At 55.7% G+C, this 24734-nt stretch carries 34 protein-coding genes; 5 read left to right on the plus strand and 29 right to left on the minus strand.

Going from position 1 to position 24734, the window contains the following annotated elements; translation table 11 throughout:
• Positions 1–825 (minus strand): beta/alpha barrel domain-containing protein (locus B5D61_RS21745; RefSeq protein WP_078814018.1); only part of this gene is annotated, 825 nt, incomplete at its 3' end.
• Between the two features lie 105 nt (positions 826–930).
• Between B5D61_RS21745 and B5D61_RS21750 the strand changes: the two genes are divergently transcribed.
• The gene (locus B5D61_RS21750; protein WP_078815553.1) at positions 931–1755 is read left to right on the plus strand and encodes an AraC family transcriptional regulator; all 825 of its coding nucleotides are present in this window, start codon (positions 931–933) and stop codon (positions 1753–1755) included.
• 22 nt (positions 1756–1777) lie between these two features.
• On the opposite strand, the gene B5D61_RS21755 is transcribed toward B5D61_RS21750, so the two are convergent.
• Complete coding sequence (locus B5D61_RS21755; RefSeq protein WP_078815554.1) at positions 1778–2422, minus strand: 3-keto-disaccharide hydrolase; 645 nt, start codon at positions 2420–2422, stop codon at positions 1778–1780.
• A 117-nt stretch (positions 2423–2539) separates the two neighbouring features.
• Here B5D61_RS21755 and B5D61_RS21760 point away from each other — a divergent pair, with 117 nt between their 5' ends.
• The 4 genes from B5D61_RS21760 to B5D61_RS21775 all read left to right on the plus strand — a co-directional run bounded on the left by B5D61_RS21760 (position 2540) and on the right by B5D61_RS21775 (position 6928).
• A complete protein-coding gene (locus B5D61_RS21760) occupies positions 2540–3160 on the plus strand; it encodes a L,D-transpeptidase (RefSeq protein WP_176159608.1) in 621 nt (206 codons plus the stop codon).
• A gap of 45 nt (positions 3161–3205) precedes the next feature.
• Positions 3206–4447 (plus strand): 4-hydroxy-3-methylbut-2-enyl diphosphate reductase, encoded by a 1242-nt coding sequence (locus B5D61_RS21765; protein ID WP_078815556.1) that lies wholly within the window; start codon positions 3206–3208, stop codon positions 4445–4447.
• 55 nt (positions 4448–4502) lie between these two features.
• Positions 4503–4946 carry a hypothetical protein gene (locus B5D61_RS21770; RefSeq protein ID WP_078815557.1) on the plus strand — a complete coding sequence of 148 codons (444 nt, stop codon included), beginning with the start codon at positions 4503–4505 and terminating at the stop codon, positions 4944–4946.
• 95 nt (positions 4947–5041) lie between these two features.
• A complete protein-coding gene (locus tag B5D61_RS21775; RefSeq protein WP_078815558.1) occupies positions 5042–6928 on the plus strand; it encodes an adenylate/guanylate cyclase domain-containing protein in 1887 nt (628 codons plus the stop codon).
• 33 nt (positions 6929–6961) lie between these two features.
• On the opposite strand, the gene B5D61_RS21780 is transcribed toward B5D61_RS21775, so the two are convergent.
• From B5D61_RS21780 to B5D61_RS21910, 27 genes are all read right to left on the minus strand, one after another.
• Positions 6962–7522: a response regulator gene (locus tag B5D61_RS21780; RefSeq protein ID WP_078815559.1), complete on the minus strand. Its 561-nt coding sequence runs from the start codon at positions 7520–7522 to the stop codon at positions 6962–6964.
• Positions 7523–8279: 757 nt separating this feature from the next.
• Positions 8280–9107, minus strand: coding sequence for a type I methionyl aminopeptidase (gene map, locus B5D61_RS21785; RefSeq protein WP_078815560.1), 828 nt, complete (start codon positions 9105–9107; stop codon positions 8280–8282).
• A 29-nt stretch (positions 9108–9136) separates the two neighbouring features.
• Complete coding sequence (gene secY / locus B5D61_RS21790; protein ID WP_078815561.1) at positions 9137–10645, minus strand: preprotein translocase subunit SecY; 1509 nt, start codon at positions 10643–10645, stop codon at positions 9137–9139.
• Positions 10646–10744: 99 nt separating this feature from the next.
• Entirely contained in the window at positions 10745–11185 is a 441-nt protein-coding gene (gene rplO, locus B5D61_RS21795; protein ID WP_078815562.1) for a 50S ribosomal protein L15, read from the minus strand.
• 44 nt (positions 11186–11229) lie between these two features.
• Positions 11230–11760, minus strand: a complete 531-nt coding sequence (rpsE, locus tag B5D61_RS21800) for a 30S ribosomal protein S5 (protein ID WP_078815563.1) — start codon at positions 11758–11760, stop codon at positions 11230–11232.
• Between the two features lie 18 nt (positions 11761–11778).
• Entirely contained in the window at positions 11779–12135 is a 357-nt protein-coding gene (gene rplR / locus B5D61_RS21805; protein ID WP_281251809.1) for a 50S ribosomal protein L18, read from the minus strand.
• Positions 12136–12153: 18 nt separating this feature from the next.
• Positions 12154–12693, minus strand: coding sequence for a 50S ribosomal protein L6 (gene rplF / locus B5D61_RS21810; protein ID WP_078815565.1), 540 nt, complete (start codon positions 12691–12693; stop codon positions 12154–12156).
• Between the two features lie 16 nt (positions 12694–12709).
• Positions 12710–13099 carry a 30S ribosomal protein S8 gene (gene rpsH, locus B5D61_RS21815; protein WP_078815566.1) on the minus strand — a complete coding sequence of 130 codons (390 nt, stop codon included), beginning with the start codon at positions 13097–13099 and terminating at the stop codon, positions 12710–12712.
• Positions 13100–13126: 27 nt separating this feature from the next.
• On the minus strand, positions 13127–13714 hold the full coding sequence (gene rplE / locus B5D61_RS21820; protein ID WP_078815567.1) for a 50S ribosomal protein L5: 588 nt from the start codon (positions 13712–13714) through the stop codon (positions 13127–13129).
• Positions 13715–13802: 88 nt separating this feature from the next.
• Positions 13803–14075, minus strand: a complete 273-nt coding sequence (gene rplX / locus B5D61_RS21825; protein WP_078815568.1) for a 50S ribosomal protein L24 — start codon at positions 14073–14075, stop codon at positions 13803–13805.
• A 4-nt stretch (positions 14076–14079) separates the two neighbouring features.
• Entirely contained in the window at positions 14080–14448 is a 369-nt protein-coding gene (gene rplN, locus B5D61_RS21830; protein WP_078815569.1) for a 50S ribosomal protein L14, read from the minus strand.
• Positions 14449–14493: 45 nt separating this feature from the next.
• Positions 14494–14775 carry a 30S ribosomal protein S17 gene (rpsQ, locus tag B5D61_RS21835; protein ID WP_078815570.1) on the minus strand — a complete coding sequence of 94 codons (282 nt, stop codon included), beginning with the start codon at positions 14773–14775 and terminating at the stop codon, positions 14494–14496.
• Positions 14776–14810: 35 nt separating this feature from the next.
• Positions 14811–15017, minus strand: coding sequence for a 50S ribosomal protein L29 (gene rpmC / locus B5D61_RS21840; protein WP_078815571.1), 207 nt, complete (start codon positions 15015–15017; stop codon positions 14811–14813).
• A gap of 24 nt (positions 15018–15041) precedes the next feature.
• The gene (rplP, locus tag B5D61_RS21845) at positions 15042–15461 is read right to left on the minus strand and encodes a 50S ribosomal protein L16 (RefSeq protein WP_078815572.1); all 420 of its coding nucleotides are present in this window, start codon (positions 15459–15461) and stop codon (positions 15042–15044) included.
• 48 nt (positions 15462–15509) lie between these two features.
• The gene (rpsC, locus tag B5D61_RS21850) at positions 15510–16328 is read right to left on the minus strand and encodes a 30S ribosomal protein S3 (RefSeq protein WP_078815573.1); all 819 of its coding nucleotides are present in this window, start codon (positions 16326–16328) and stop codon (positions 15510–15512) included.
• 28 nt (positions 16329–16356) lie between these two features.
• Positions 16357–16740 (minus strand): 50S ribosomal protein L22, encoded by a 384-nt coding sequence (gene rplV / locus B5D61_RS21855; RefSeq protein ID WP_078815574.1) that lies wholly within the window; start codon positions 16738–16740, stop codon positions 16357–16359.
• A 4-nt stretch (positions 16741–16744) separates the two neighbouring features.
• Entirely contained in the window at positions 16745–17548 is an 804-nt protein-coding gene (locus B5D61_RS21860) for a hypothetical protein (protein ID WP_078815575.1), read from the minus strand.
• A gap of 32 nt (positions 17549–17580) precedes the next feature.
• The gene (rpsS, locus tag B5D61_RS21865; protein ID WP_078815576.1) at positions 17581–17859 is read right to left on the minus strand and encodes a 30S ribosomal protein S19; all 279 of its coding nucleotides are present in this window, start codon (positions 17857–17859) and stop codon (positions 17581–17583) included.
• Positions 17860–17890: 31 nt separating this feature from the next.
• The gene (gene rplB / locus B5D61_RS21870; RefSeq protein ID WP_078815577.1) at positions 17891–18730 is read right to left on the minus strand and encodes a 50S ribosomal protein L2; all 840 of its coding nucleotides are present in this window, start codon (positions 18728–18730) and stop codon (positions 17891–17893) included.
• A 42-nt stretch (positions 18731–18772) separates the two neighbouring features.
• Positions 18773–19057, minus strand: coding sequence for a 50S ribosomal protein L23 (gene rplW / locus B5D61_RS21875; RefSeq protein WP_078815578.1), 285 nt, complete (start codon positions 19055–19057; stop codon positions 18773–18775).
• A 1-nt stretch (position 19058) separates the two neighbouring features.
• On the minus strand, positions 19059–19664 hold the full coding sequence (gene rplD, locus B5D61_RS21880) for a 50S ribosomal protein L4 (protein WP_078815579.1): 606 nt from the start codon (positions 19662–19664) through the stop codon (positions 19059–19061).
• Positions 19665–19682: 18 nt separating this feature from the next.
• Positions 19683–20333 carry a 50S ribosomal protein L3 gene (gene rplC, locus B5D61_RS21885; protein WP_078815580.1) on the minus strand — a complete coding sequence of 217 codons (651 nt, stop codon included), beginning with the start codon at positions 20331–20333 and terminating at the stop codon, positions 19683–19685.
• A 38-nt stretch (positions 20334–20371) separates the two neighbouring features.
• Positions 20372–20680, minus strand: coding sequence for a 30S ribosomal protein S10 (rpsJ, locus tag B5D61_RS21890; RefSeq protein ID WP_078815581.1), 309 nt, complete (start codon positions 20678–20680; stop codon positions 20372–20374).
• 39 nt (positions 20681–20719) lie between these two features.
• Complete coding sequence (fusA, locus tag B5D61_RS21895) at positions 20720–22870, minus strand: elongation factor G (RefSeq protein WP_078815582.1); 2151 nt, start codon at positions 22868–22870, stop codon at positions 20720–20722.
• Positions 22871–22922: 52 nt separating this feature from the next.
• A complete protein-coding gene (gene rpsG, locus B5D61_RS21900; RefSeq protein ID WP_078815583.1) occupies positions 22923–23396 on the minus strand; it encodes a 30S ribosomal protein S7 in 474 nt (157 codons plus the stop codon).
• Between the two features lie 51 nt (positions 23397–23447).
• Positions 23448–23858 carry a 30S ribosomal protein S12 gene (gene rpsL / locus B5D61_RS21905; RefSeq protein WP_078815626.1) on the minus strand — a complete coding sequence of 137 codons (411 nt, stop codon included), beginning with the start codon at positions 23856–23858 and terminating at the stop codon, positions 23448–23450.
• Between the two features lie 459 nt (positions 23859–24317).
• Positions 24318–24722, minus strand: a complete 405-nt coding sequence (locus B5D61_RS21910; RefSeq protein WP_078815584.1) for a Fur family transcriptional regulator — start codon at positions 24720–24722, stop codon at positions 24318–24320.
• Between the last annotated feature and the right edge of the window lie 12 nt (positions 24723–24734).

Genomic DNA, 24734 nt, shown 5'->3' on the forward strand with positions numbered 1-24734 from the left:
CACCCCGCTGGCACCCTGCTGGATGGCGTTGTAGCTCATCTTCAGCGCGTCCAGCTCAGGCAGCTTCTTACCGCCGGCGATCACGATCGGCACCGGGCAGCAGGAAGTGATCGTCTCAAAACCTTCGTCCGTGTAGTAGCACTTCACCACGTTGGCTCCCAGCTCCGCCATGATGCGGGTGGCCAGACGGAAATACTGCGCGTTACGTGCCATCGCACGACCCACAGCGACCACACCCATGACGCCGATGCCGTAACGGCTGGCGGCGTCCACAAGGTCGGTCATGTTCTTCAGGCTCTGGCGCTCGTAAGCGCTGCCGATGAAGACCTGCACGGCCAGGATGCTGGCGTTCAGGCGGATGGCTTCTTCAATGTTCAGAGCGGTGCTCTCGTTGGAGAGAGGCTCGAAACCTGGGCGGCCAAATTTCACCTTCTTGCCGTCGAGGTCACCTTCCCACTCTTCGAAAGGGCTGACCATGGAGGTGCCACCGGAGGCACGCAGGGCGATGGCCTTCTGGGTGGAGGCAGGGATGACGCTGCGCTGGATGCCACGGGTGAGCATGAGGCAGTCGGCATAGGGCTCCAGGGGGAGAATGGTCTGGTCCACACGCTCCAGGCCGGTGGTCGGGCCCTGGAAGTAACCGTGGTCGAAGGCGAGCATGACGGTGCGGCCGTCTTTAGGATTGAAGACCTTGCTCAGACGGTTCTTCAGACCCCAGTCATACTGGTGGGAACCTTTGAGGAAGAAGCCCGGAGCCTGCTGGGGCACGTCGGTGAAGTATTCCTTTTCCTTCTTGTCTGCTGCGCTGGTGCTGATGTCGGCCATAGTTTTGTTTAGGTTGGTGGTTCTATTAAAGGGCGCACATGCTAGCCATCCCAGTCTTGTCATCCATACCACCATTGGCTAGACTTGTGTCGAATTTCGCAATCCATGCTTCAGGAAACCAGTGTCCTCAGCCTCGTCCCCGCCGGTGCCGCGCATCGTGTGGTGGGAAATCGCGCCGTCGCACTCCCCGGGGTCACCGTGGATATTCTGACCACCCGGAAGATCGAGCTGGAGCAGTGGGAACTGCGCCGGTTTCACGATCCCTACTGGCGCCTCTACTGGCCCCTCGGCGCAGGGGGCATCATCGAAATCAATGGGGAGGAAACCGCGCTTCAGCCGGGGCATGTTTACCTGATCCCGCCCCACACCACCTTCAGCACCCGCACCCGGCAGCCCTTTGCCAAATGGTATGCGCACTTCAATCTCGGCCCCTTGGCTGACCGAGCCGCGCCGGGCATCTATCAATATCCCATCACGGCGGAGATGCGCAGCCTGATGCAAAAGGTCACCCTGCCCTCCAGTGAAAAAATCCGCTTTCCCTGGCACTCCATCCTCTGGGTCACCGAGGCCGTGCAGTGCCTACCCGACAGCGTGTGGGAGCAGCAGCGGCTCGACCCGCGTGTGCTCACCGCCATGGAGTTCATGAACACGCATCTGAGCCTGAAACTGACGGCAGAGCAGATCGCCAAATACGCTGGACTTAGTGTGCGAAATCTGAACCACCTCTTTCAGCAAGAACTCCAGCAGGCCCCCATGCGCGTGCTGCTGGACTACCGCCTGGATGAAGCCTGCCGCCTCCTCCGCCATGGCGATGCTAGCATCGATGAAATCGCCGAACAATGCGGCCTCATCAATCGCCACTACCTCAGCCGCATGATGCGCCAGTATCGCAACACCTCACCGGCGGCTTATCGGAATGAGATGGTTTAATCGGTAACCAAACCCACGTGTCTTACTTCACTGGCAGAGTTTTCATGCGCACGTTTTTGATCGCAGCGGTGGTGTTGTAGGTGGTGAGGGAAAGTGGGGCATAGAGCTCGATGGGCCCCTCCCGCAGGCTGACCTTACGGTCCTTGATGTCCTGATCCACCACCTGTTTGTCATCCACCCACACGCTGAGGTTTTCAGGCGTCACCCGCAGGCGAAAGGAATACCATTTGTCGTCGTCATAACGCTGGTAGGTGCCCGTGGCATTGTTGGCCGCATCCATGCCATCGATGCTGCTGATGCCCGTGACACTGCCGCCCCAGCCGCCGCAAATGAGCGTGGCATTGCGCTTGAGGTCCCCGACGGGAAAAGTCAGCCCGCAGAAGAAATCCACCCCTTGCAGGCGCTTGGCCTGGAGCGTGATCTCATAATTCGTCAGCGGCAGTTCTTCCACCTTCTTGTAAACCACACCGCTGAGGCTCTCCCCCTGGTTGATAATGAGCTGCCCGCCCTCCACGGACACTTCACCACTCCCTCCCATGTCCACGGTTTCCCAGTCCTTGAGGTCTTTTCCGTCGAAGAGCACCCACTCGGTCTTCGCCGCCTGCGGCTCTTGAGCCATCGTGAGAGAAGACACAGCGAGGAGAAGGGCGGAGACGAGCGTTTTCATGGGGGATGCCAAGATGCTGCTATGAAACGCCGCTGCTCGTCAAGAATACCGACATTTTCTCCAGAAGAAAATCGGTGGAGGGACCGCCAGGAGCATGCTAGCCGTATGCTCACCAGCATGAACTCCACGCTCACCCGCCGTTTTTTCCAAACCATCGCCGTTGTCGCCGTCGCTGCCGCTCTGAGCAGTTGCGCCACTAAAAAGGGAGGTCACTACTCCGTTCACTTTGACCCACCGGCCAAACCTGTCACCAATCCCTCCGCCCTGAAGGTGAAACTCAGCACTGGTGCCCAGCGCGTGTATGTGGTCCAAGGCAATGAAGTGCTGCTGGCCACGCCCTGCTCGGTCGGCACCGCCAGCACACCGACTCCCCACGGCACCTTCACCATTTATAACAAACAGGCCAATCGCCGCCGCGTCAGCCAGCCCGGGGCCGGTTACCCCATGACCTTCTGGATGGAGTTCAAGTCCGCCTACGGCATGCACTGGGGCTGGGTGAAACCTTATCCATGCACCCATGGCTGTGTGCGTTTGCCCATCAAGTCCGCCCAGAAAATCTTCAGCATGGTGCCCACTGGCACACCGCTGATCATCGCCTCCAGCCACCCCGAGGATGCCACCATTGGCAAGACGCTGCCCGTGCTGGATGACTCCTCCCTGGCCGATCCTCCGATGAGCTACATGCTCAGCGCTCAGGTCTTTGAAGACGCCAAAAAAGGCAAGATCTACACCTACTAATCGGTCCCTCACCTGCCCCTTTTCTCCACGCCTCCAATCAAACCAATGTCCGCCGCCCCTGCATCCACCTCCCGCCGTGTCAACGTCCGCACTCCTGAAGTCATGGAGCGCGTGCAGGCCGAGGTGGAGACCCACTACCGCAGCACCTTGGTGGAGGCCATTCGGGCCCAGGGCAGCGTGATCCAGATCGGTGAGACCACCGTTCGTTTGGCTCGTGACTTTGGCTTCTGCTACGGCGTGGAGCGGGCGATTGACCTCGCGTATGCCGCGCGCCGTGTCTTCTCCGATCGGCGCGTTTTCCTCCTCGGTGAAATCATTCACAATCCCGAGGTGAACCGTCAACTCCTGGAGATGGGCATCATCAGCATCCCCGTCAGCCAGCATGAGGAAGAGCTGGCTAAACTGAACAGCGACGACGTCGTCATCGTGCCCGCTTTCGGGGCCGAGACGAAGCTGATGAAGATCATCGCCGAGCGCGGCTGCATGATCGTGGACACCACCTGTGGTGACGTGATGAGCGTGTGGAAGCGCGTGCGCAACTATGCCAAAACCGGTTTCACCTCCATCATCCATGGCAAGGCGAGCCATGAAGAAACCCGCGCCACCTCCTCACGTGCACTCGGAGATCAGGGCAATGGCCACTACCTCGTGGTGCTGACGCTGAATGATGTGGACTATGTCTGTAACTACATTCGAAATGGCGGAGACAAAGCCGCCTTTCTGGAGCGCTTCAAAGGAGCCAGCGCCTACTCCGAAGGCTTCGACCCCGAGGTGCATCTGAAACAGATCGGCGTGGCCAACCAGACGACGATGCTCAAATCCGAAACGGAAGAAATCCAGCGTCGCCTGAAACAGGCTGTGGAAGACCGGGACGGTCAAGGCAGTGCCAATTTCCAAGTCTTCGACACCATCTGCGGAGCCACCCAGGAACGCCAGGACTCGCTATTCCTCCTGCTCCAGCAACCTCTGGATGTGCTGCTGGTGGTCGGTGGCTACAACAGCTCCAACACCACCCACCTGGTGGAAATCGGCGAGCAGCAACTCCCCACTTTCTTCATCCGCACCGCTGAGTGCCTGAAAAGCCTGGAGGAGATCGTCCACTTTGACCTGCATCTGAAGGCAGAGAAAACCAGCTACTCCAATAAACTGGCTTCCGAATCCCCCATCGTGGTGGGCATCACTGCCGGTGCCTCCTGCCCGAATAACCTCATCGAGGACACCCTGCTGCGTGTTTTCAAACTGCGCAGCATCTCCGAAGAGCAGGTGCGAGCCGCCGCTGGCGTCTGATTTGGCGTAAATCCCTGCTGAAAAGCGGTTTCGTGCAGCGTTCCTGGTGAAAGCCATGACACGTCTTCCCCTTTTCCTGCTGCTCTGCTTTGCCGCCCTGCTTTGCTCCTGCTCCATGTCCTTCCACAGGGAGTGGAAGGCGGCCCTAAAAGCGGGACCTCAAGAGGGTGTCGAAGGCGCCTGGGAAGGCACCTGGCAGAGCGACGTCAACGGCCATCACGGCAAGCTGCGCAGTGTCGTTGGGCCGGTTAAAAATGCGGAGGGAGATCACAGTTTTCATTATCACGCCACTTGGGGGAAGATCCTCAGCGGCGCTTATCGGGCCGATCATCGGGTAAGACAGGTCAAAAATGTATCGGCCTTTCAAGGCCAGCACCAGATGCCCAACTGGGCAGGCGGTCTCTATACCTATGAAGGCACCGTCAAAGGCGACGACTTCAAGGCCACCTATGAGTGCTCCATGGATAAAGGCAGCTTCACCATGAAGCGCGTCCGCTGAGCGAAGAAGGAGCAGGTGGGCATCGACTCACTTTACCTGCATCCTTTTGTCTCGACTCGGGGTTCATACCCGGCGCATCATCGCATGCGCTACTCATGAAGTTTTTCTCCAGCTTTCGCGCCAAGCTCATCCTCACGATCTTCCCGGTCGTGGCTGGCGTCACGATGGGGGCGATCATGCTATCCGAGTGGAAATTCAGCGCCACCTACCAACGATTGTTTGAGGAGCAGTTCGAGAGCCAGATCACGGCAGTCACCCAAGCCAAGAATCGACGATTTTACGCCCTCTCCAGCGTGCTCGATAAAATGGCGCAGAAGCCCGACCTGCTGCAAGCCATGCGCTCTGGCGACTATGGCAAAGCCATGTTTGATCTGCGTCCCGCCTTAGAGTCTCTGGCTCAGGAACGACTGCAAAATGAGTTCAGCAATCTCGGTCGGCCACCTCCCCTGCTCCCAAATGACCCGCGCGACGAACGCCAACGTCCGTTTCGAGAGGCATCTCGCTTCAATGGCGGTGGCCAATCCGCCCCTTTCATTGCCCTCATCAATGCCCAAGGGGAATTGGTCACCAACTCGCGTAGCCGGAGCACGCTAGCTTTATCCAGCACCTCCGACGACGCCGAGCCGACGGTCCGCCGCAGATCCGAAAAACTTCTCTGGCTGAGTGACCGCAAGTTTGAAGAGACGCTCAAACAACAAGAGGTCGGTTACCTCCTCGTCGAAGCCGGAGAAAAGCGCGCGGAACAAATCCGTGAAGTTTTCATCACTCCTCTGCACGATCCCATGGATGGAACCTTCCTGGGTGCCTTTGCCTTTGGTCTGCCGCTCCCCGCCATCGCAGACCGACTGCTCTATGAACAAACGCGGCGTAGTGACTACGGGGAGATCATGGGAGGGATCTACCTGGAGGGGAAACTGGTGTCCACCACCGTGCCCGACGACCAAAAAGAAGCCGTCGAAAAAACCATTGCGAGATTGTTATCCATTTCTGACCGTCATCACCGCCATGCGCTCCTTCCTATCGGGGGTGTCCAACACCGTCTCATCTATCGCGTCCTCAATCCCGACAGTCCCTTCCCCCAAGCGGTGCAGGTCAATCTTTACTCCCTTGCCGCAATGGACCACGAAATCGCGGATCTACGGCGCAGTTCCATCGGCTTAGGTCTCGTCGCCCTCATGACGGCCTTGCTCCTGGTCATGTTCATTTCGCGCGGATTGTCAGGCCCCATCAGCACCCTGGTCAATGCCACGCAAGAGATCGAACGCGGCAACTATGACATCCGAGTCAAAGTGACCCGCAACGAAGTGGGCCGTCTCGCACGTGCCTTCAACGACATGGCCACTGGATTGGCCCTCCAAGAGAAATACCGTAGCATCCTCAATGCCGTCGCAGATCGCACCGTGGCGGAGAAGCTGATTGAAAATCGGGAAGCTCTGAGTGGGGAACTTAAAGACGTCACCATGCTTTTCTGCGACATCCGCGGATTCACCGCCCTCACCGAAAAAATGCAGCCTCACGAGGTCATTGATTTGCTCAATGAGCATATGACTACCCTCACAGAAGTAGCCTATGAGCATGGCGGCATCGTCGATAAATTCGTGGGCGATCTTATCATGGTGCTCTTTGGAGCTCCCGTCAGCACCGGAAACGATGCTCAACGTGCGGTGGCCTGCGCCCAGGCGATGCTCAAAGCCCGGAAAGAAAGAAACCTCACCTCCACCCATGCCCTGGAGATTGGCATCGGCATCGCCACGGGCACGGTGGTGGCCGGCTGCATGGGCTCAGATCAACGCCTCAGTTACACCGTGATCGGCCATCGGGTCAATCTCGCCTCACGCCTCTGTAGCATCGCGCAGCCGGGGCAAATCATGGTGGATGCAGATACTGCGTCCAGACTGACTTCGGAGATCCATGTGGAATCCATGCCCCCAGTGCAGCTAAAAGGCATTTCCCAGCCGACGGAGGTCTTCCGAATCGGGTGAAAAATGCCCTGCAAAAACCCCAGCTATGATCTGTTAGGCCTCAGCGCCTTTGTGACCAAGCTGTTTCACGGCTTTGTTCAGCTGATCATACTCAATCGGCTTTTTAATCACCGTGACGGGGCCGTGAGAGAGAATGCGGCTGAGGATCTCGCTGTCAGGATAACCCGTGATGACCACGATAGGCAGATCTGGGTGCATCTCCTTAAGCTGAGAATAAACTTCGTCTCCGGGCACGTCCGGAAGTTTCAAGTCAAGGAAGACGAAATCGAAGCGCTGCTTCTTCGCCATGCTGATGGCCTCAGAGCCTGTTCCAACGACGAGACGCCCAAAGCCAGCCTTCTTTAAAAACTGCTTAAAGAGGGCCTGCAAAGCAGGATCATCATCCACAACCATCACGGTGGGCTGACCAGACTCATCTTCCTTACGCAAGACATCACGGTCCAACAGGCTGCGCTTGATGCGCCAACGGCCCCCAATCTGCACAGCTGGCAGCTGTCCTCTCTGCACAAGATAATAAACCGTAGGCAAAGGGATGCGAAGATACTCCGCAGTCTCTTTGACTGTCATAAGTTCTGGGGAGGAGAGTTCAGCCATAATAAGGTTGTGGTAAGAATGGAAATTCATTGCGAGTTTTGTGAACAAACTCGGCAAACTCAGAATTGAGTCGAAGTTGCTATATAATTTCTATCACATCAAGCCCGTTTTTGAAGATTTTAGCGATCCTGTAATTTCCAATGAGTGTCATATTTGAGAAACTCATTGTCTATGCATAGCAAAATTGCATCTTTCACGCTGTCTGGCGATATGCATGACTGAGTTTTAGCAAGATTAAAAATTCAAGATGTCTTAATTTTCACAATCATTAGACTGGTCTCAACTTTGATGAAATACCTACAGGCAGAGAGTTAGCAGCTTGAAGTCGATGGCCTGTTTAAAACGCCAAGAGGGGGGGAAGTGTCTCGGCTAAAATATTCAGATGAACATCTTCGTCATTAAGATCGCTTAGACGGTTAAGATGTTCGAAAAAAATTTCCTCGTCCGTAAACCACTCCATCAACCTCTTAATTGCATTAAGGGCGTCGTGTCAGCGCGATCTGTATTATTTGACGCATGTGCTTGCCGAATGCGCTGCGCAACCGCAGGCAGACATCGCCTTGAAGCCTGAGTGCGGCTTCACGAAAACGACTTGTGGCTAGAATTGTCGAAAGCCGTGGCTATTCGCCCGCATTTTGGGTTGGCCCCGCCTTTCAGCTCAAATATGTGGCCAAGTGCGGCCTCCGGCTGACGATATCTGTCGTCATGCCGACTTAACGCTATTCCAATCAAGACGCAGGGCTGTGCGAAAGCGATCTTAGATCAACTCCGATACAGGGAGCGGTGTCAGGTCCTTGACCCCTTGAGGAAACATGCGCTTGCGGAAAGTCAAAATTTCCGGCTCTGTCGAAGTGACCAGCACCACATGCTCAAAGTGGGCGCTAGGCTTCCGATCCTGCGTGATAGCCGTCCAATTATCAGAGAGCACTCGCGTTTTAGCCGTGCCGAGATTGATCATCGGCTCAATGGCCAAAGTCATGCCCGCCTTGAGGCGTGGGCGTTCCCCACGTTTGCCATAATTGGGCACCTGGGGTTCCTCGTGCAGTTTGCGGCCGACACCATGGCCGACAAATTCCCGGACCACGGTGTAACCGTATTGAATGACGTGTTCTTCAACGGAGGCGCAGAGATCTCCGAGCATCCAACCATCGCGAGCGTGATTGGCAGCGATGTGCAAAGACTCCTCTGTCGCCGCCAAGAGATGAAGTGTCTCCTTGGCGACATTCCCGATCGGTACCGTGAGAGCGTTATCTCCGATCCAACCGTTGTATTCGATGCCGACATCGATCTTCACGATATCGCCGTCTTGAATCACCCGGGGCCCACCGATGCCATGCACCACCTCTTCATTGATGGAGATGCAGATGTGACCAGGAAACTTGCGATAGCCTAAGAAAGCACTCTTGCAGCCACGCGCTTTCATTTCTGCCGCCGCATAGCGATCCACTTCCCCGGTCGTCACACCCACTTGAGCTTGAGCGGCTGTTTTCAGCAAGATGTCGCGGGCCATCTGACAGGCCTCGCGGATACCCTGCTGCTGGGCTCCGTGACGAATTGGGATTTTGTTGCTACTGAGCAGTGCCATGAAGATGAAGCGTTTCCTTCGGTCTCGAATTACATGCCTTTGTTATAGATCAGCCAAGCCACGCCCAGAAGGGTGATCAGGGCGATCCCGGTCCAAAGCATGACCACAGTCGCAGGATTCGCCACATTGCCGGTCTGCTGCATGCGGTCGAAGCGACCACGAATGCGGCCCTTCTTCAGGAAGCCATCATAGTGGCTCTGCAGAAGGTGGGTCTCAATCTGACGCATCACGTCGAGAACCACACCGACCAAAATCAGCAAGCTGGTGCCGCCGAAGAACTGAGCGGTCTGAGGTGCGATGCCCAAGATGGAGCTGACGACGCCTGGCATGATGTAAAGCAGAGTCAGGAAGATAGCGCCAGCAAAGGTCAGGCGGCTCATCGTGAAGTCCAAGAAATCTGCCGTGGGCTTACCAGGGCGAATGCCAGGAATGTAACCACCACTGCGCTTCAGATCTTCAGAGATCTGCGTCGGTTGGAACATCGTGGCCACCCAGAAGTAGCTAAAGAAGAAAATCAAGGCGGCGGACAAGCTGTAATAAACCCAACCGGAAGCAATGGTCTGGGAGAAACGCTGCACCCAGCCCACGTCAGGGAACATCGAGGCAATGATGGAGGATGGGAAAAGCAGGATCGCTTGCGCGAAGATGATCGGCATCACACCGGAATAATTGATCTTCAAAGGCAGATACTGAGTCTGGCCGCCATAAACTTTACGACCAACCACGCGCTTGGCATACTGGATGACGATTCGGCGTGTCGCCTGCGTCAAGGCAATGACTCCAGCAATGACAATGATCATGAATGCCAGCAGCAGCACCAGGGTGGCGGGCTTGCTCATATCGCTGCCCACATTGCCCACGTAGGTCTGCCAGACCTGCACCATGGCGCCAGGAAGATCGGAGACGATGTTCACGCAGATCAACAGAGAGACACCGTTGCCGATACCGCGCTCCGTGATCATCTCACCCAGCCACATCATCAGCATGGTGCCGGCAGTGATGGTGATCACCGAAGGCAGCACAAACCCCCAGAAGCTGTAGTCTGGAACGAGAGGGCGATGCAAACGCTCAATGGTTTCCTGAAGACCACCCAAGAAGATGTTCTGACCTGGGTTCTGCAACGACTGCGCCAACAGATATCCTTGGAATACGCAGAGAACGATCGTGGCCAATCGTGTGTATTGAGTGATTTTCTGGCGACCTCCGTCTTCACGAGCCATTTTGCTCAGCCTAGGCACCACAGCCGTCAAGAGCTGCAGCATGATCGAAGCACTGATGTAGGGCATAATGCCGAGGGCAAAAATCGCGCAATTTTGCAGACCACCACCGCTGAAAACGTTCAGCAAGGCGGCTACTTGAGCAGCACCAGAGCCAGCATCCGCCGTGCGGTTTTTGATCCATTCATCGAGCACAGTCACATCAATGCCAGGAAGCGTGATGGAGGCGCCAATGCGGACGATAACGATCATCGCCAGCGTGAACAGGATCCGGGAGCGGAGGTCAGGAACTTTGAAGCTGTTAGCAAAAGCAGAAATCATGAGAGAGGGAGGTAAGAGAAAGCGGGCCTAGCCAACTCACAACCAAAGAGGTTGATCGGTGACCGGCCCGCTGACGGGGTTGGGATTCGATCTGAATAATCAGGCGGCGATGGAGCCACCGGCCTTCTCGATCTTCTCGCGGGCCGATGCACTGACGTTCTTGATCTCAATCGTCAGCTTACGGGAAAGATCGCCAGAGCCGAGGATCTTGATAGCGTCGCAGTTGCGGTTCACAATGCCTTTCTCACGAAGAGCGGCTTCATTGATCACAGCACCATCTTCGAAGGCGTTCAGAGAGCTCACGTTCACGACTTCATACACATCGCGGAACTGAACATTGCTGAAACCTTTCTTCGGAAGGCGACGATGAAGGGGCATCTGACCACCTTCGAAGCCAGGGCGGATGCCCTTACCGGCACGTGCCTTCTGGCCCTTGTGACCTTTACAGGAGGTCTTACCGTGGCCGGAGCTTTCACCGCAGCCGATACGCTTGCGGCGCTTCTTAGCACCCGGGCGGGGTTGGACGTCTTGGAGTCTCATACTATTTTAAATTGGAATGGAAGTTCGAGGGGTGAAGGCCAAAATTACAGAGCCTTCTTCTCTTTGATCTCCTTACCGCGAGCGCGGAGGATCTCATCCTTCGGACGAAGAGCGCCGAGGGCGGCCAGAGTGGCCTTGACGACGTTGGCATGGTTGCTGGAGCCCAGCGACTTACCGATCACGTCTTTCACACCAGCGGCTTCAAGCACAGCGCGGGCTCCACCACCAGCAATGATGCCAGTTCCGGGACCTGCGGGCTTGAGCAGGATGCAACCGCCGCCATGCTCGCCGAGCACTTCATGAGGAATGGTTGCCTCATCGAGATGCACACGATTCATGTTCTTGCGGGAAGCTTCCGTAGCCTTCTTGATCGCGTCTGCGACTTCGTTAGCCTTACCGAAACCCCAGCCGACTTTGCCCTGCTGGTCACCAGCGACCACGAGCGCGGAAAAGCTGAAACGACGACCGCCTTTGACGACCTTAGCGCACCGGTTGATGTGCACCACTTTTTCGATGGTGTCCGGACGGGAATCCGAAGATTCACCTGTGGCGGGACTGAGTGTAGCTGCTGCCATATATAGGATTCGTCGAGATTAGAATTTCAGACCTTTTTCGCGGGCGGCATCAGCCAGCGCTTTCACTTTGCCATGGTAGGTAAAGCCGCCACGGTCAAAAACGACGGCCGTGATGTTAGCTCCGAGAGCGCGCTCAGCGATGGTCTGACCCACCTTGATTGCGGTTGCCACGTTAGCGCGGCTTTCGCCGAAGCCTTTTTCTTTGGTAGAAGCAGAAACAATCGTCTTGCCAGCGACGTCATCGATCAACTGGGCATACACGTTGGAGTTTGAGAAATAAACTGCCAGACGTGGACGCTGAGGAGTGCCACTAAGGGTCTTGCGAATGCGCGCGTGAACACGCGTGCGGGTGAGTTTGCGATTCTTCACAGCCATGATCAGGGTCCTCCTAAATTACTTCACACTCTTACCGGCCTTACGGCGGATCTGCTCACCAGCGTAACGAACACCCTTGGCCTTATAAGGCTCTGGCGGGTAGTAAGCACGGATGTCAGCGGCGAGCTGCCCGACGACCTGCTTATCGATGCCTTCAATTGCGATCTTGGTGTTGTCAGTGACGGTCACTTTGACACCATCCGGGATCGGATGAAGACGTGGGTGGGACTGGCCCAGGTTAAGATCGATCACGTTGCCCTTCACAGCGGCACGGAAACCCACACCGTGGATTTCGAGGTTACGGGTGTAACCTTTGCTCACGCCTTCGATCATGTTGCTGATCAAACGCTGAGATGTGCCGTGCATGGCACGCACTTTGCGATCTTCGCTAGCGCGGGTGACGTTCAGTTGATTGCCTTCTGGAGTAACGGCCACCCCTTCAGGGAGTGTCCAGTTAAGCTTGCCCTTAGGTCCTTCGACAAGGACGCTGCGGTCAGCACCGATCTTCACGGTGACCTTGTCAGGGAGAGAAATGGGTTGTTTACCGACTCGTGACATGATGATGATCCTCGTGTTACCAAATTTGCGCCAGAAGTTCGCCGCCCACTTTGGCTTTCTTCGCACGGGCACCAGTCATGATGCCGCGGGAGGTGGACAGGATAGAGATGCCGAGGCCGCCGAGCACGCGAGGGATCTCGTCGGAACCTACGTATTTACGCAGACCAGGCTTGCTAACGCGGGTCAGGCTGCGGAGAACAGGGGCTTTGCCCTGATACTTAAGCTTCAGCTTCAGGCGTGGGTGAGCTTCAGTGGTGTCCACCTCGTAGCTCCACAGGTAGCCTTCTTCTTGAAGGATGCGGGAAATCTCGGCCTTCATCTTGGAATAAGGCACAAACACCTCTTGCAGGCCAGCAGCAGCGGCGTTGCGAAGACGGGTGAGATAATCGGAAATCGGGTCAGTCATGGATCGCGGAATTATCGACGTTACAGATTAGGCGGCGGCTTCGGCAGACCCATCAGCTTTCGCTTGGGTAGTCTTACCACGGAATGGCATGCCGAGGGCGCGCAGCAATTCACGCGCATGATCATCATTGCTGGTGGAGGTGACAAACGTGATGTCAAATCCGAGAGTGCGTTTGACCTTTTCCAGTTCCACTTCTGGGAAGATGGATTGGTCGCTGATGCCGAGGGTATAGTTACCACGGCCGTCAAAAGCTTTGGTAGCCACGCCGCGGAAGTCGCGGATACGTGGGATGGCGGTCTTGACCAGACGCATCATGAAGTCATACATGCGGCGACCGCGAAGTGTGACCTTAACACCGACAGGCTCACCCTGGCGAAGCTTGAAGTTAGCGATGGCCTTTTTGGAGAGCGTGATGACTGGCTTCTGGCCAGTGATCAGGGTCACATCATTAACGGCGTCTTCGACGGCTTGTTTACGCTCGCCCTGGGAACCGACGGAGCAGTTCAGGACGATCTTTTCAAGCTTCGGGACTTGATGGACGTTTTCGAGGGCGAGCTGAGACTTCAGCGCGCTACGGACGGTGTCTTTATAGAGCTTTTGCAGCTGGGGTTCCATGGATCAGATTTGGCTGTGCTTCCTTTCCTTTGGAGGCCTCGCGAAGACGAGGCGGGAAACAAAGGGGGTGAGCATATTCGACGGACTACTACTTCTTCGCAACTTTCTTCTTCGTCGTTTTCGCTTTTGTTTCAGCGACCTTGACGTTGGAGATATGAATCGGGCCTTCCTGCTCGACAATACCACCGTTTGGGCGCTCCTGGGAGGGCTTCACGGTTTTCTTGATCATGCGCACGCCTTCAACAAGGACGCGGTTCTTAGCAGGCTGCACCTCAATGATGGTGCCCTGGGCACCCTTATGGGCGCCGGAGATGACGACGACGTTGTCGCCTTTTTTGACGTGGGTCTTGATTCGGCTCATGGCGTTACAGCACTTCGGGGGCGAGGGAGACGATCTTCATGAAGTTCTTATCGCGCAACTCACGGGCGACAGGGCCGAAGATACGGGTTCCCTTGGGGTTGTTGTCTTTGTCGATGATCACGATCGCATTCCGGTCGAAGCGGAGGATGGATCCATCATTACGACGAATTGGATGCGAGGTGCGGACGACCACAGCGCGAACGACTTCACCTTTTTTCACGCTGGCAGTCGGGGTGGACTCACGAACGTGGGCGGTGATGATGTCACCGACATAGGCGAAACGGGTATTTTTCTTGCCGAGCACACCAATCATTTTGGCGACGCGGGCTCCGGTGTTATCGGCCACCGGAATAGATGACTCCATTTGCAACATAACTTTTCTTCCTCAGATGAACGGGTTGAACTGTCTCGACAAGGCTTAGTGCTTCTGCACTTCCACCAGGTTCCAGCGCTTCAGCTTGCTAAGCGGGCGGCACTCCTCAATGAGCACCTTATCACCGACCTTGGCTTGCTCGTTTTCATCATGCGCATAGAACTTGGAAGTCTTGCGGATGATCTTCTTGAACCGTGGGTGTGGCACGCGGCGCTCCACTTCGACCACGATGGTCTTGTTCATCTTGTCAGACACCACAACACCGACACGCTCCTTGCGGACCGGGGCTTTGGTGGGTTGCGCTTCTGCGGTAGTAGCCTCACTCATGATTTGGAAAAAGGGTCAAAGGTTTGTGGTTCGGCTTAAGCAGCCTTGCTGGCAGCGATACCACGCTCCGTCACGATGGTCTCGATACGAGCCACCTCACGGCGAAGCAGGGAGAGACGGGAAGGATTTTCAAGCTGGCCACTCTGCTGCTGCACACGCAGATTCAGCATTTCCTGGCGCAGCTCGCGACGACGAGCATTGAGCTCTTCGACGGACAGTTCACGGAGTTCTTTGGTCTTCATGATGGGTCTAGTGCGAGAGGAAAATTAAACAGATGCAGTGCGGGTGACGAAGCGAGTGCGCAGACCCAGCTTGTTAGCAGCAAGGCGGCAAGCTTCACGGGCGGTCGCCTCGTTAACGCCGGAGACTTCGAAAAGCATGTGGCCTGGAAGCACCACTGCCACCCAGAATTCTGGAGAGCCTTTACCTTTACCCATACGAGTTTCAGGTGGGCGGGCCGTGACGGGCTTGTGAGGGAAAATACGGATGAAGACCTTCCCCTTACGCTTGAGGTAACGGTTGATTGCCACACGGCAGGCTTCGATCTGGTTGTTTTTGATCCAGCCACGATCCAGGGTCTGAAGGCCAAACTCACCGAAATCGAGTTTGTTGCCACGGGATGCGGTGCCCGCGCGGCTGCCGCGCTGGGTCTTGCGATGTTTTACACGACTGGGAAGAAGGGCCATAAGTCAGCTCCTGGTTAAGATCCGAATAAAGGGGGTTACAAAGATGAATTACACTGCTGCAGGAGCTGCGGCTTCAGGCTGTGCCTGAGGCTGCGACTGTTGAGGAGCTTGCTGCTGCTGGTTGTAGGAGCGAGGACCACCCGGACGGTCACCACCACGGCGACCAACGCCACCTGCACCGCCACCGCTGTTGCGGTCACCACGATCACGACGACGCTCGTTACGAGGGGTGGTGTTTTCTGGGGCGTTACCACGGTTCATCCACACTTTCACGCCGATGATACCATACACGGTCTTAGCTTCGGTGAAGCCGTAGTCGATCGGGATACGCAATGTCTGAAGAGGCACTTTACCCTGACGATATTGTTCAGCGCGAGCAATGTCAGCACCGCCGAGACGGCCTGCGACACGGATACGAATCCCTTCGCCACCCATATCCATAGCCGTCTGGACAGCACGCTTCATCGCACGGCGGAAAGAAATACGACGCTCAAGCTGCACGGCCACGCTCTCAGCGATGAGCTGGGCGTCGAGTTCTGGCTGCTTGATTTCGAAGATGTCGATCTTCACCTGCTTGCCACCGCACATCTCAGAAACCTTCTGGCTCATCACCTCGATTTCCTGACCTTTACGACCGATCACCAAACCTGGGCGAGCCGTGTGCAGAGTCACGCGGACCTGGTTCCAAGCGCGTTCGATGATGATCTTGGAGAGGGCGGCCTGCATGAGCTTCTCTTTCAGATACTTGCGGATGGCAAGGTCGCTGTGAAGAGCTTCTGCATATTCCTTCTCTGGAGCATACCACTTGGAGCGCCAGTCTTTGGTGACTGCGAGGCGGAAGCCGATTGGATTAACTTTCTGTCCCATAAATCAGGTGTGTGTGGCGGGTGAGTAATTATTCAGCGGCGACTTTGGCTGCCTTGGCTTTCTTCGCAGGCTTCTCTTCCTCTTTCGCGCCGAGCACGACAGTGATGTGAGTCATGCGCTTCTTGATCGGAGATGCAGAGCCGCGAGCACGAGGAGTGATGCGCTTCAGGGCAGGACCAGGGGTGGCCACAGCACTGCGAACGATGAGTTCATCGGCATCGAGCTCGTGATTGTTTTCTGCGTTAGCAACAGCGGAGCGCAGGACTTTACCGACCAGGAACGCGGCCTTCTTCGGGGTGAAGTCGAGGACGCTGAGGGCCTGAGACACTGGCATGCCAGTGATGGCTCGTGTGACTTGACGCGCCTTCTGCGATGAGATGCGGGCGTATTTATAGATTGAACGCACTTCCATAACCTTAGAATGATCTGTTGATATCCACTTTGCCTCTGTCTCCGACCTTCACCGGATCAGCAGCGTTTGCTAACTCCTGAACCACTGCACCGCTGACGGAGCCGCGCACTTCAGTGACAAGGATCTTTGCGATGGGTTTATCCTCGCGAAAAATTTCAAATGGCATCCCGGGCTTAACGCCATCACGGGAGCCTACTGAGAGAACTGCAATTCCCAAATCGGGCTTCAAACTCACGATGCGAACGTTTTGCAGATCAGATACCGCAGCAGGTGCCGGTGCCTGACCCTGAGGAGCAGCAGCAGCGCTCAGGACTTCCTCGGCCTTGGAGAGCGCTTTCGAAAGCTGCTCGCCGGCGATCGGCTCGGGTGTTGGGACGGTCTTTGCAAACTGAAGGGATGCTTCAGCCAGTTGCATCAGGCTTTCGGCCAAATTTTGGCGGGACGTCTCAGAGATTCGGAGATCACTGAGAGCGGAGAGCAGACGGGCCTGAGTCTGCTCGGTTGAATTTTCCAGGGCACCGATTCCAAGGCCTTCTAACAGACCCCGCAAGCGTTCATAACGATCGCGGAGCTCGGCTGCCTCTTGGTTGGCTGCCGCAGCACTCTGCGTCAGCGCATCTGTTTTATCTTTGGCGGCGGCTACTTGCTTCTCCAGAGACTGGATCTTCTGAGCCGCCACTTGCAAAGCGGTATTAAGTTCCTGCAACTCGAAGGCCGTCTGGGCCTGCACACCGCCACCTAGCACCACCAGAGCTGCAAGGAGCAGCTTAGCGCGCTGAGCGATTCGGTTGTGCAGAGTGACGATCATGTGAAGCAGGGTAAACAGCGCGCTTTTAAAACTTACTTCGAAGCCTTCACAGTGTGAGCACCGTGGCCTTTGAAGAGACGCGTCAGGGCGAATTCACCCAGACGATGTCCAACCATGTTTTCCGTGACATACACGCTCACGAAGTCCTTGCCGTTGTGCACCAGGAAGGTGTGACCGACAAGATCTGGAGTGATCATGGAGCTACGGGCCCAAGTTTTGATTGGGCGCTTCTGACCGGCGTCATTAAGCTTGTCCACTTTTTCAAGCAGAGCTTGCTGAACGAAAGGGCCTTTTTTGAGTGAGCGTGCCATAGGGCTAGAGAGTCAGAATTCAGGAAACAGGTTACTTCTTGGCGTGGCGGGTCTGAACAATCAGTTTGTTCGTCGCCTTCTTCTTGTTGCGAGTCTTCTCGCCCTTGGCATGACCCCATGGGCTCAGAAGGTGCTGGCGACCACCACCGGACTTGGAGCGGCCTTCACCACCACCGTTCGGGTGATCAATCGGGTTCATACACATACCACGGACGGTCGGGCGAGTACCCTGCCAGCGTGTGCGGCCCGCTTTACCGGAGACCACGTTCATGTGCTCGGTGTTACCGACCTGACCGATGGTTGCGTAGCACTCAGCGTGGATCTTGCGGATCTCACCGGAGGGCATGCGCACCAGAGCGAAATCACCTTCGCGGTTGGACAGGATCGCAGCCTGACCAGCGGCACGGGCGACGACGCCACCACGACCCTGAGTCAACTCAACGTTGTGGATGGAAGTTCCGAGAGGGATCTTGCGGAGGGGAAGAGCGTTGCCCACTTCAGGAGCGGCCTTCTCACCAGCCATCACGCTAGCACCCACTTGAAGGGCGTTTGGAGCGATGATGTAGGCGCGCTGTCCGTCATTGTATTCCACGAGGGCGATACGAGCGGAACGGTTGGGATCGTATTCGATGGCGATCACCTTCGCGGCTTCATCACGGCGGGAGCGCTTGAAGTCGATGAGACGGTAGCGGCGCTCGTGGCCACCACCGATGTGACGGGTGGTGATGCGACCGGTGTTGTTACGTCCGCCGGACTTGCGAAGAGCAACGGTGAGGCTGCGCTGCGGGCTGTCCTTGGTGATCTCCTCAAAGGAGTTCCACTCCTTGTAGCGGTTGGACGGGGTATTGGGCTTGAAAGTTTTCAGCGCCATGGCTCTGCGTCTTTCTTTTTAAAGGGTTACCGAATTTGAGGATTACACGAGGTCGAGACGCTCACCTTCTTTGAGGCGAACCACGGCCTTTTTCCAATGATTGGTCCGGCCATAATCAGCGCGGCGCTCGCGGCGAGCTTTGCCAGCGTAGTTTGCGGTGCGGACGGACTCGACTTTCTTGCCGAAGTGCTTTTCGACAGCCTGCTTGATCTCCAGCTTGTTAGCCTTGGGATGCACGACGAACACATACTCATTGTTCGTTTCGCCAAGCATCGTGGCTTTTTCTGTGAGACGAATCGTTTGGATGATCGTTTGCGGATCTTTCATATCAGGCAGTCCTCCGGGCAAGAGTTGGGAGAGCGTCGGTGGTCACGAGCACCTGCGGGTAGAGAAGCAGGTGTTCTGCGTTGACCTCTTCGGCAGAGATAAGCTGGACGTTCTGCACGTTGCGTGCGGAGCGGAAAGTCAATTCATCGAAGGAACCGACGATGAGAGTCTTCTTAGCGGTGGAAAGAGAAGCCACAGCGCTCACGAAGCTCTTGGTCTTGCCGTCAGCGACAGCAAAGTCGGAGATGGTGGAGACGGCGCCGTCCACGATACGAGCGGTCAGAGCGGTGCGAAGAGCAAGCTTGCGGACGTTTTTCGTGGTCTTCTTGGAGTAGTCGCGAGTTTTGGGACCGAAGACGACACCACCACCAGACCAGATCGGGGAGCGTTTGCTACCCATACGGGCGTTACCAGTGCCCTTCTGGTTCCAAAGCTTCTTGCCGGATCCGGAGACTTCAGCACGAGACTTGGTGTGGGCATTGCCCTGACGGCGATTGGCGCGATAAGCGACGAGGACGTCGTTGAGAGCCTGCTTACCCTGGTGACCTTCGACAAGGTTCAGGTTCGCCTGCTTGGCGCTTTCAGTAGAAAGAACGGTTGCTGACATGATTCAATTCCTCCGGGGTTACTTGGCTGGGGCAGGCTTCTTCTTGGCAGGGCGCACCACGACGATGCTGCCTTTGTTGCCAGGGATGGCTCCGCTGATGAGAAGCACGCCATCTTCTGGGCGGCTCTGGATGACTTTCAGGTTTTGGGTGGTCACACGATCCACACCATCATGACCAGGCATTTTTTGGTTTTTCCAAACCAGACCCGGAGTCAGACGGCAACCGATGGAACCAGGACGACGATGCATCATGGAGCCGTGAGTGGCGGGCTGACCGGCGAAGTTCCAGCGTTTCACAACGCCCTGGAAACCTTTACCCTTGGTGGTTCCGATCACGTCCACCCACTGACCGTTGCTGAAAAGGCTGGCATCGATCTTTGCATCAGCAGCTGGAAGCTGATCGTCAGAAGTCACGCGGAATTCTTTAACGATGCGCTTTGGAGCGGTGCCGTGCTTCTTGAAGTGACCCAGAGCTGGCTTGCTCAGGCGGGACTCCTTTTGGTCTCCGTAGCCGATCTGAACGGCAGAGTAACCATCTTTACCGGAAGCCTGCTTCACTTGGACCACTGCGTTTCCGCTGACGTCCACCACTGTGACAGCAATCGCTTCACCTTTGTCGGTATAGACTTTGGTCATACCGAGTTTTTTGCCAATCAATCCTAAAGACATAATGTTTTACCTCCCAGTAGGTCGTTCGAAGGTTAAGACTAGATTTTGATCGTGATGTCCACGCCGGAAGGAAGGTTGAGCTTCTTCAGCTCATCCACCGTGCGGGAGGTGGGGTCAACGATGTCCAACAAACGCTTGTGCGTGCGGATTTCGAACTGGTCCATGGACTTCTTGTCCACGTGCGGAGAACGGTTCACGGTGAACTTCTCGATACGGGTCGGAAGCGGGATCGGGCCGGCCACTTTGGCACCCGTGCGCTTGGCGGTTTCGACGATGTCTGCGGTGCTCTTATCAAGCACGCGATAGTCGTAAGCGCGGAGGCGGATTCTGATTCTCTGATTGTTCATGACGTGTGTCCGGCGTGAATAGTTATCTTTGAAAATTGCTTAGTTCTTGTCACCGCCGCGCTGCTCGACGATCTGATCCACGATCTGCTGTGGCACCTGCTCAAAGTGGGAAGGCTGCATGGAGTAGCTGGCTCGACCGGAAGACAGGGTGCGGATGGTGGTGGAGTAACCGAACATTTCCGCAAGAGGCACTTCAGAACGAATGATGGCAGTGGTGCCGCGAGTGTCGATACCTTGGATCTTACCACGGCGACGGTTAAGGTCACCCATGATATCACCCTGATAATCTTCCGGAGTGGAAGCTTCGACAGCCATGATTGGCTCAAGGAGGATGCACTTGGCTTTCTTCAGAGCGTCTTTGACGGCGAAGATAGCGGCCATCTTGAAAGCGTTTTCGTTGGAGTCAACGTCGTGGCTCGAACCATCAACCAGGTCGATGTGCATGTCGATCACTGGGTAACCGGCGATGATGCCGTTCATAGCAGCTTCGATACAGCCAGCCTTGGAGGGGTTGATGAACTCCTTCGGAATGCTTCCGCCGACAGTTTTGTTTTCAACCACGATGCCGGAACCTTTTTCACCAGGGCGGACCTTGATGACGACGTGACCATATTGACCACGACCACCGGACTGCTTGACCAGCTTGCCTTCACCATCAGCCTCTTTCGTGAGGGTCTCACGGTAGGCGATCTGTGGCTTGCCAGTGTTGGTTTCCACTTTGTGCTCGCGCTTGAGGCGGTCGCAGAGAATTTCAAGGTGAAGCTCACCCATGCCAGCGATGATCGTCTGGCCGGTCTCTTCGTCCGTCTTGACAAAGAAGGTTGGATCTTCTTCCGAGAGACGCTGCAGAGCGTTACCCATCTTCTCCTGGTCACCCTTGGTCTTCGGCTCAACAGCCATGGAGATCACAGGCTCAGGGAAGGTTGGAGGCTCAAGCAGAACTTCCAGACTTGGATCACAGAAGGTGTCACCGGTGCGGACGTCTTTCACACCCACGAGGGCGGCGATATCACCTGAGTAGCAGACTTCGATGTCCTTATGGACGGAGGCTTGAATCTGAATCAAGCGGCCCACGCGCTCAGACTTACGTGTGCGGGGGTTGTAGATGGTGTCACCCTTCTTGACGCAACCGGAATAGACACGGAAGAACACCAAGCGACCGAATTTGTCGGACCAGAGCTTGAAACCAAGGGCAATGAACTTGCCGTTGTCATCTGGGATGGCCTCAACTTCGTTTTCAGGCTCATCAATGACGTGACCTTTCTGAGGCTCAATGTCAAGGGGTCCTGGGAGATAGTCGATGACGGCGTCGATCAGATACTGAACACCTTTGTTCTTGAAGGCAGAACCACCGGCCATTGGGATGATCTTATTAGCGATCACACAGCGACGAAGACCTTCCTTCAGTTCCTTCACGCCGATTGGCATTTCCTCAAGGAACATCATGCCCAACTCTTCGTCATGGCTGCAGACCTGATCAAGGAGACCATCGTAGGCTTCTTTAGCCTTAGCGATTTCAGCACCCTCAAGTTCGCGCACTTTGTAGGTAGAGCCGAAACGGTCATCATCAGAATAGATGATCGCCTTCTGGTTCACCACGTCGATCTGGCCGGAGAGGTTGTCTTCAGCGCCGATTGGAATCAGGATCGGCCAGGCATTGGCACCCAGCTTTTCACGAACGTCTTTCACCACGTTTTCGAAGTTGGCACCTGTGCGGTCCATCTTATTCACGAAGGCGATACGAGGAACACTGTATTTCTCAGCCTGGCGATAAACGGTTTCAGACTGCGGCTGCACACCTGCCACACCGCAAAGAACGAAGATCGCGCCATCAAGAACACGAAGGGAACGTTCCACTTCAGCGGTGAAGTCCACGTGTCCAGGAGTGTCAATGATGTTCACCCGCATGTCTTCCAGCTCACGAAGCTTGAAGATTCCCTCTTCCTTAAGCTGCTTCCAGCGAGCCGTCACAGCGGCGGAGGTGATGGTGATACCACGCTCTTTTTCCTGCTCCATCCAGTCGGTGGTGGCAGCACCATCGTGCACCTCACCGATCTTGTGAATCATCCCTGTGTAGAACAGGATACGCTCAGTCAGAGTCGTCTTGCCCGCGTCGATGTGGGCACAGATCCCGATGTTACGGGTGCGCTCCAGAGGATATTCGCGGCTAGGGGAATTAGGGTTCGACATGGGACAAAAAAGTGTGGTGTGAACGATTCAGCGTGATGTGAAAAGCGCCAGATTAGAAGCGGAAGTGAGCGAAAGCGCGGTTGGCCTGAGCCTGCTTATGCACATCGTCACGCTTACGGACAGAGGAACCCTGACCCGTGGAAGCTTCTTTGAGCTCGTTAGCAAGAGCGCGGTGCATTGGAACACCCTTGCGACCACGAGCATAACCAACGATCCAGCGCATCGCCAGAGACTCGGAACGAGCCGTATTCACTTCCAGAGGAACCTGGTAAGTAGCACCACCCACGCGGCGGGCCTTCACCTCAACCTTCGGCTTCGCATTATCGATCGCACGATTAAAGAGCTCAAGCGGGTCGATGGAGTCAGACTTTTCATTCAACTGCTCGATAGCAGCGTAAACAATGCGCTCAGCGAGGGACTTCTTACCACTCTGCATCACGCGAGCGATCAGGTGAGCCACAAGTTGGCTATCATAGCGAGAGTCCTTGTGAACCGGCTTGTCGTAAACTCGTTTTCTGCGGGCCATAACGGTAAAGGGGCGTGTGTGTAATTAACAGAGATTCAGTTTAACTGAGGCTTACTTCTTGCCTTTGGCAGGAGCAGCGGCGGCAGCACCCTTCTTCGGACGCTTAGCACCATACTTAGAACGACCACGGCGACGCTTATCAACTCCAAGGCAGTCCAGAGTTCCGCGGACGATGTGGTAACGCACACCCGGCAAGTCTTTTACACGACCACCACGAACCAACACAATGCTGTGCTCCTGGAGGTTGTGACCTTCACCGCCGATGTAGGCAATGACTTCGTAACCATTCGTCAGACGAACTTTGGCAACCTTACGCAAAGCCGAGTTTGGCTTTTTAGGCGTGCGGGTCATGACCTGAAGGCAAACGCCGCGACGCTGCGGGCAGCTTTCAAGCGCAGGCGACTTCGACTTCACCGCTTTATCTTTGCGGCCGTGTCTGACGAGTTGATTGATGGTGGGCATGGTCTGAAAAGTTTTCCGTTCCTTAATGGCCAAATCAGGCGGGAATCAGAAGAGACAGTGCCTCACCCCTATTGTCAGGGATTAGCACAGTGTTTTTCCGGTTCACTGCTCCGATAGCGAAAGACTCACTCTCGTGAATCGTTTAGCCGACACTCACGAGGAGCGTCTGGGCCGGGGAGCGCGCACTTTGCGATGGATCCTCATCTTAGCAAGATGTTTTTTGACTGTTTTTGCACTTTTTCACAGTTCATTGTCTAAGTTATGCTAAGTAAATGCGGCTTTCCGGGCACTTTTCTTGGCGGCTAGATCGCGTCGCAATCCTGGTTAGACTACATACCATAGATCGTGTTAGGCCTGACCACCGATGGGACTTGGCATTGCAAACCGTCGAGTGTCACTCAAGTCAATGCCTCTGCAGAACCCGCGTAAACCGCTCATTACCAGCTTTTTGCAGCCGACTTACTGAGCGCATTCCGGGCATTGACCGAAGAACTCGAGCTCATGATAGAGCTTTTTAAAGCCTGACTTCTTGGCGATTTGTTTCTCCAATGCCTCGACCGGACAGGAGATATCCAGCTTCTCTATCCGCCCGCAGTCATTACAAATCAGGTAATCACTGTGTTCACCAGGTAAAATGATCGTGTAGTAGGCGGCGCGGTCATGCAGGCCCAATCGCCGGATCAAGGAACGCTCCTCCAATTTCATCAAAAGACGATAGACCGTGGCCTTATCGGCCCCGCTATCCAGCTCCTCTGATTCGGCGATGTCAGCCAGAGTCAGGGGTTGGCAGGCATGGATGAGGATGCTCAAGACATCTTCGAGAGCTTTTGTCCGCCGTAGGCCAGCACCGCGGGCACGTTCCATCGCCTCTTTGAG

The sequence above is a fragment of the Prosthecobacter debontii genome, from assembly GCF_900167535.1.
Lineage (GTDB): Bacteria > Verrucomicrobiota > Verrucomicrobiia > Verrucomicrobiales > Verrucomicrobiaceae > Prosthecobacter > Prosthecobacter debontii.

Excerpts from the sequence above, each read along its gene's own strand:
- B5D61_RS21750 (WP_078815553.1), top strand. The coding sequence starts at position 931 with ATGCTTCAGGAAACCAGTGTCCTCAGCCTCGTCCCCGCCGGTGCCGCG.
- B5D61_RS21755 (WP_078815554.1), bottom strand. The coding sequence starts at position 2,422 with ATGAAAACGCTCGTCTCCGCCCTTCTCCTCGCTGTGTCTTCTCTCACG.
- B5D61_RS21760 (WP_176159608.1), top strand. The coding sequence starts at position 2,540 with ATGAACTCCACGCTCACCCGCCGTTTTTTCCAAACCATCGCCGTTGTC.
- B5D61_RS21765 (WP_078815556.1), top strand. The coding sequence starts at position 3,206 with ATGTCCGCCGCCCCTGCATCCACCTCCCGCCGTGTCAACGTCCGCACT.
- B5D61_RS21770 (WP_078815557.1), top strand. The coding sequence starts at position 4,503 with ATGACACGTCTTCCCCTTTTCCTGCTGCTCTGCTTTGCCGCCCTGCTT.
- B5D61_RS21775 (WP_078815558.1), top strand. The coding sequence starts at position 5,042 with ATGAAGTTTTTCTCCAGCTTTCGCGCCAAGCTCATCCTCACGATCTTC.
- B5D61_RS21780 (WP_078815559.1), bottom strand. The coding sequence starts at position 7,522 with ATGGCTGAACTCTCCTCCCCAGAACTTATGACAGTCAAAGAGACTGCG.
- map (WP_078815560.1), bottom strand. The coding sequence starts at position 9,107 with ATGGCACTGCTCAGTAGCAACAAAATCCCAATTCGTCACGGAGCCCAG.
- secY (WP_078815561.1), bottom strand. The coding sequence starts at position 10,645 with ATGATTTCTGCTTTTGCTAACAGCTTCAAAGTTCCTGACCTCCGCTCC.
- rplO (WP_078815562.1), bottom strand. The coding sequence starts at position 11,185 with ATGAGACTCCAAGACGTCCAACCCCGCCCGGGTGCTAAGAAGCGCCGC.
- rpsE (WP_078815563.1), bottom strand. The coding sequence starts at position 11,760 with ATGGCAGCAGCTACACTCAGTCCCGCCACAGGTGAATCTTCGGATTCC.
- rplR (WP_281251809.1), bottom strand. The coding sequence starts at position 12,135 with ATGGCTGTGAAGAATCGCAAACTCACCCGCACGCGTGTTCACGCGCGC.
- rplF (WP_078815565.1), bottom strand. The coding sequence starts at position 12,693 with ATGTCACGAGTCGGTAAACAACCCATTTCTCTCCCTGACAAGGTCACC.
- rpsH (WP_078815566.1), bottom strand. The coding sequence starts at position 13,099 with ATGACTGACCCGATTTCCGATTATCTCACCCGTCTTCGCAACGCCGCT.
- rplE (WP_078815567.1), bottom strand. The coding sequence starts at position 13,714 with ATGGAACCCCAGCTGCAAAAGCTCTATAAAGACACCGTCCGTAGCGCG.
- rplX (WP_078815568.1), bottom strand. The coding sequence starts at position 14,075 with ATGAGCCGAATCAAGACCCACGTCAAAAAAGGCGACAACGTCGTCGTC.
- rplN (WP_078815569.1), bottom strand. The coding sequence starts at position 14,448 with ATGTTGCAAATGGAGTCATCTATTCCGGTGGCCGATAACACCGGAGCC.
- rpsQ (WP_078815570.1), bottom strand. The coding sequence starts at position 14,775 with ATGAGTGAGGCTACTACCGCAGAAGCGCAACCCACCAAAGCCCCGGTC.
- rpmC (WP_078815571.1), bottom strand. The coding sequence starts at position 15,017 with ATGAAGACCAAAGAACTCCGTGAACTGTCCGTCGAAGAGCTCAATGCT.
- rplP (WP_078815572.1), bottom strand. The coding sequence starts at position 15,461 with ATGGCCCTTCTTCCCAGTCGTGTAAAACATCGCAAGACCCAGCGCGGC.
- rpsC (WP_078815573.1), bottom strand. The coding sequence starts at position 16,328 with ATGGGACAGAAAGTTAATCCAATCGGCTTCCGCCTCGCAGTCACCAAA.
- rplV (WP_078815574.1), bottom strand. The coding sequence starts at position 16,740 with ATGGAAGTGCGTTCAATCTATAAATACGCCCGCATCTCATCGCAGAAG.
- B5D61_RS21860 (WP_078815575.1), bottom strand. The coding sequence starts at position 17,548 with ATGATCGTCACTCTGCACAACCGAATCGCTCAGCGCGCTAAGCTGCTC.
- rpsS (WP_078815576.1), bottom strand. The coding sequence starts at position 17,859 with ATGGCACGCTCACTCAAAAAAGGCCCTTTCGTTCAGCAAGCTCTGCTT.
- rplB (WP_078815577.1), bottom strand. The coding sequence starts at position 18,730 with ATGGCGCTGAAAACTTTCAAGCCCAATACCCCGTCCAACCGCTACAAG.
- rplW (WP_078815578.1), bottom strand. The coding sequence starts at position 19,057 with ATGAAAGATCCGCAAACGATCATCCAAACGATTCGTCTCACAGAAAAA.
- rplD (WP_078815579.1), bottom strand. The coding sequence starts at position 19,664 with ATGTCAGCAACCGTTCTTTCTACTGAAAGCGCCAAGCAGGCGAACCTG.
- rplC (WP_078815580.1), bottom strand. The coding sequence starts at position 20,333 with ATGTCTTTAGGATTGATTGGCAAAAAACTCGGTATGACCAAAGTCTAT.
- rpsJ (WP_078815581.1), bottom strand. The coding sequence starts at position 20,680 with ATGAACAATCAGAGAATCAGAATCCGCCTCCGCGCTTACGACTATCGC.
- fusA (WP_078815582.1), bottom strand. The coding sequence starts at position 22,870 with ATGTCGAACCCTAATTCCCCTAGCCGCGAATATCCTCTGGAGCGCACC.
- rpsG (WP_078815583.1), bottom strand. The coding sequence starts at position 23,396 with ATGGCCCGCAGAAAACGAGTTTACGACAAGCCGGTTCACAAGGACTCT.
- rpsL (WP_078815626.1), bottom strand. The coding sequence starts at position 23,858 with ATGCCCACCATCAATCAACTCGTCAGACACGGCCGCAAAGATAAAGCG.
- B5D61_RS21910 (WP_078815584.1), bottom strand. The coding sequence starts at position 24,722 with ATGGAACGTGCCCGCGGTGCTGGCCTACGGCGGACAAAAGCTCTCGAA.